Below are 4,030 nucleotides of genomic sequence, written 5' to 3' on the forward strand. Positions count from 1 at the left end.
TAAATAGCCCAAACTTCGAGTTTTATGATTTTATGTCATTATCGGGCTTGACCCGATAATCTATTGAAAATTTCCAACAGATTCCCGTGTCGCAGCACGGGAATGACACTTAAATTACCGTTCTTATCGAAACTCGAAATTCAGGCTAAATAGAAAAATTTTAAAATCTTGTCATTTTAACTGGAATTTTGTTCCGCCAAATAAAAAATCACACTTTCTTCTATATATAATACGCAAATTCCATGACTAAAAATCAGGCTCTTATTCTTTCCATAAGTCTAGCCAACATTTCTTAATCTTGACCAGAATATTTTTGCGTTGTATTATTTTATAAAAGATATTTTGGAGGTGTCGTTATGTGCAGAACTTCAATTTACGAGGCGCGGAACAATCTTTCTAATTTTGTAAAAATCGCGGAAGGCGGAGAGCCTGTGGAACTGACCAGATATGACAAGCCTGTTGCGGTGATTATCAGCTATGAGGAATACGAGAAAAAGTCTTCGGCTGATGGACCAAGTTGGCTTTCAAAATGGCGCGAGAAATATGCAGATGTGTTGAGTGATGAAGGGATTCCTCTTCCGCCAAAAGTTTATCCGGATCCAAACAGGGTAATTTTTGAAGAATAACTGCTCATAATTTCTTACAGGAGTTTTTAATGAATAAAATTTATTTATTGGATACAAATATCGTCTCAGAATTCTCAAAAAAAAGACCGAATCAGAATGTAATTGCATTATATGAAGCGCGAAAAAATATGTGCGCGATTTCTGCCGTAACCTGGCAGGAATTAACTTATGGTGTTTCCAAAATGCCGGAAGGAAAACGAAAGGATTCAATTTCCGCATTCACAGAAGATTTGAAAAATAATTTTGAGATAATCCCCTATGACGAATTTTCTGCGAATATATGCGGACAGCTGCTTGGAACTTGTGAAAAATGCGGAAAAACGCTGCCATACGGAGACACCCAAATTGCGGCAACAGCAATCGCAAACGGAATGGTCCTTGTAACCCGCAATGTTTCAGATTTTTCAGAAGCCACTGAACGTTCTTTCCTAAGAGTTGAGGACTGGTTTTCCGCATAGAAAAAACAAATTGCGGTAGCGCCGGGAGCAATGCCGCAGACAGTCCGAGCGAAGCGAGAACCGCGCGCAGCAAGCTGCGGACATAATGCAACTAAAGCTTTGACTCAATTTCCTTTATTCTCTTTAGGATTTCAGGTTTGTTTTTTGCACTGTAAAATTCCGCAAGTTTTCCGAGAGCAAGCAAATCGCTTTGCAACGCAAGAAGTTTGTTTATTGGAAGTTTTTCCGGAATGTACTCAAGAAGAACGCTTCCAGTTCTTTCATTGCGCTCGATTTTTTTTACAGCAGGATGGTTTCCGACAGCTGCGTATAAAGCAGCATAAATTTCCGCATCCTTAAAAACTTCATTTCGCAAACGGATTCTTCCTGGAAAGAAACTTGACACTATCATTTTATCTGTCCAAATTGCCCATGGCATTTACACTTATTGCAACTGTCGTGCTGTTGTGAAGCAAAGCCGCAGTCTGTGGAGAAATTGCTCCCGCAAGTCCGCCTGCAATGAGCATAGAATTTATTCCGATTATTGCGCTGTTATTTTTGTTGATTCTTGAAATCAGATTCTGGCTGATTTTTCGCAGCACAGGAAGCGAAGCCAAACCGTCGTCTGGCAAAAGAATATCGGCAGTTTCGCTTGCAATCGAGCTTGATTTTCCCATTGCGATTCCGACCGTTGCCGCAGAAAGCGCTGGGGTATCGTTTATGCCGTCGCCTACCATAACTACTTTGTGCCCTTCACTTTTCAGTTTTTCAATCCATGAAAGCTTTGTATCTGGCAGAGCCTCTGCAATGAAGCCTGTTACGCCTGTTTTTCTTGCAACTTCTTTCGCCGTATTTCTGTTGTCGCCCGTAATCATCATTACATTTTTGAATCCTGCCTCTTTGAGCTTTTGGATCACTTCAAAAGACTCCTTTCTTATAGGATCTTCTATTGCGATGATTGCGGCAAGCTCGCCTTCTACAGCAAAGTAAAGCTGTGAACAGTCCGACAGCGATTCCATGATTTTTTTCGCTTCATCGTTAAGCGGAATTTTCTCATCATCAAAAATAAAGTGCGCGCTTCCGATGCAAAGTCTTTTTTCGCCAAGACTTGAAACTATGCCGTGCGCAAGAATATATTCAACTTTCGCATGCTCCTCTTTATGCGCAAGTCCTCTCGCAGAAGCCTCGTTTACCACAGCCCGCGCCAAAGAATGCGGAAAATGCTCTTCAAGGCAGGCGGCAAGTTTCAGGACTTCATTTTCCGTCCTGTTTCCAAACGGAATTATTTTTCGTACCACTGGATTTGACTCCGTCAGAGTGCCGGTTTTGTCAAAAACAATCGTGTCCGCCTTTGCAAAATCTTCAAGGAATTTTCCGCCTTTTGCAAAAATTCCGTTCCGCGCACAGTCGCGCATTGCAGAAAGAACTGAAATCGGAGCAGAAAGCTTCATCGCGCAGGAATAGTCTACGAGCAGAGTTGAAGCCGCCTTTGTAAAATTCCGCGTAATAAAATATGTAAGACCTGCAATCAAAAAGTTGTATTTTACAAGACTGTCTGCAACACGCTCTGCCTTTTTTTGGCTTTCGGCTTTCAAAGAATTTGAATGATCAATCATACTTGCGATTTTGCTGGCCCTTGTTTTTCCGCCGCAAGCCTTTACTTTTATTTTGATTTNNCCTTCTTCAAGAATTGTAGACGCAAAAACTGTAGAGCCTTTTTCACGCTGGACAGGCAACGCCTCGCCTGTCATTGAAGACTGATTCACCATACCGATTCCATCCGTAACTATTCCGTCAACTGGAATTGAAGAGCCGGCGCGCACAATCACAACGTCGCCAGCCTTTAATAGCTGTGTAGAAATCTGTTTTTCTTCTCCATCTTGAATCACTGAGACGGTTTCGTCAGCTACAAGAAGCGACTGCGCAAGATTGTCCTGAGATTTTCTTTTTGTGTAGTCCTCAAGCGTATCTCCAATATCAAGAAGATAATTTATTGTGCCTGCTGTGTTTATATCGCCAGTAAGGTATGAAAGAGTGATTGCCGTCGCATCAAGAGTTTCCGCGCAGAACGGCTTTCCGCCAGCAAAGCGCTCAAGGCCTTTTTGAACACGAGGAACAATTGAAATCAGAGAAATAATTTTTCTTAGCGGAAGAGGAAGCATTTTTTTAATAAAATATTCTGTAGTAAGGGAAAGCAACGCTCCAAGAAGACTTTCCTGCGCAGACGGCACAGAAACGCTTGAAAGAAGAGTCTCATCGTTCAGGTATTTTTCGTTCAGCGCCTTTACATAAGAAATTGCCGTTTCAAGAGAAATATCCTTGTATTCAATAAGAATGCTTCCTGAAACCGTATTTACAGCGACTGATAAAATTCCGTCTTGCATGCCGACGAGCATCTGCACAAGCATTGCCTGCCTTTGAGACAGAAAATGCCAATCATACCGAAGCCTTACACGCCCAGGAATACTATGCGAAATCTGAAAATTCATTGCTATCCCTTTACTTTTTAAATGTTAAACTACGCGTTGGCCTGAGCGGCAGCGTTTTTGTTGTAAGCCGCCTCAGCCTTGATGTCCTCCGCATCTTCCTTGATTGTTTCAACAAAAGATGCGGCTTCATCTTTTAGCTGCATTCCTGCGCTGACAACTTTTGAACAAACCTTTTTAAATCCTGCTGTTTTGACAATTGCAACCGCAACACCTCCAACTGCAACGCCAATCGCAAATGCACCAAGTTTTGTCATAAAAACACCTCTTTTATAGAATTTTTGAAATAAACTCCTCAAGAAAAACAGTATATAGTTATCAACTGCTAACTTCAATATTTTAGAGGTCTTTTTACAATTTTTTATTTACCCTTAATTTCGAGTTTTATAATTTAATGTCAGTATCGGGCTTGACCCGATAATCCATTGGAAATTTTCAGTAGATTGCCGTGTCAAGCACGGCAATGACAGCCTTGTTAGCA

Annotated in this window: 5 protein-coding genes; 2 read left to right on the forward strand and 3 right to left on the reverse strand. The window is 41.3% G+C overall.

Features of this window, described 5'->3' with window-relative positions:
* Window positions 1–356: 356 nt before the first annotated feature.
* Together B3Y13_RS08135 and B3Y13_RS08140 are read left to right on the forward strand one after the other, a co-directional pair.
* Entirely contained in the window at window positions 357–626 is a 270-nt protein-coding gene (locus tag B3Y13_RS08135) for a type II toxin-antitoxin system Phd/YefM family antitoxin (RefSeq protein ID WP_296666727.1), read from the forward strand.
* Between the two features lie 29 nt (window positions 627–655).
* The gene (locus B3Y13_RS08140; protein ID WP_296693862.1) at window positions 656–1,084 is read left to right on the forward strand and encodes a type II toxin-antitoxin system VapC family toxin; all 429 of its coding nucleotides are present in this window, start codon (window positions 656–658) and stop codon (window positions 1,082–1,084) included.
* Window positions 1,085–1,175: 91 nt separating this feature from the next.
* Here the strand turns inward: B3Y13_RS08140 and B3Y13_RS08145 are convergent, their stop codons facing one another.
* The 3 genes from B3Y13_RS08145 to B3Y13_RS08155 all read right to left on the reverse strand — a co-directional run bounded on the left by B3Y13_RS08145 (window position 1,176) and on the right by B3Y13_RS08155 (window position 3,806).
* Window positions 1,176–1,475, reverse strand: coding sequence for an HMA2 domain-containing protein (locus B3Y13_RS08145; protein ID WP_296666723.1), 300 nt, complete (start codon window positions 1,473–1,475; stop codon window positions 1,176–1,178).
* 1 nt (window position 1,476) lies between these two features.
* Window positions 1,477–3,552 (reverse strand): heavy metal translocating P-type ATPase, encoded by a 2,076-nt coding sequence (locus tag B3Y13_RS08150; RefSeq protein ID WP_296693866.1) that lies wholly within the window; start codon window positions 3,550–3,552, stop codon window positions 1,477–1,479.
* A gap of 29 nt (window positions 3,553–3,581) precedes the next feature.
* The gene (locus tag B3Y13_RS08155; protein WP_296666719.1) at window positions 3,582–3,806 is read right to left on the reverse strand and encodes a DUF6110 family protein; all 225 of its coding nucleotides are present in this window, start codon (window positions 3,804–3,806) and stop codon (window positions 3,582–3,584) included.
* Window positions 3,807–4,030: the final 224 nt, after the last annotated feature.

The organism is Treponema sp. UBA7567 (assembly GCF_002476655.1).
GTDB lineage: Bacteria > Spirochaetota > Spirochaetia > Treponematales > Treponemataceae > Treponema_D.

Bases quoted from the DNA above. Each gene is read 5' to 3' on its own strand.
- B3Y13_RS08140 (WP_296693862.1), top strand. From the start codon at position 656: ATGAATAAAATTTATTTATTGGATACAAATATCGTCTCAGAATTCTCA.
- B3Y13_RS08145 (WP_296666723.1), bottom strand. From the start codon at position 1,475: ATGATAGTGTCAAGTTTCTTTCCAGGAAGAATCCGTTTGCGAAATGAA.
- B3Y13_RS08155 (WP_296666719.1), bottom strand. From the start codon at position 3,806: ATGACAAAACTTGGTGCATTTGCGATTGGCGTTGCAGTTGGAGGTGTT.
- B3Y13_RS08135 (WP_296666727.1), top strand. From the start codon at position 357: ATGTGCAGAACTTCAATTTACGAGGCGCGGAACAATCTTTCTAATTTT.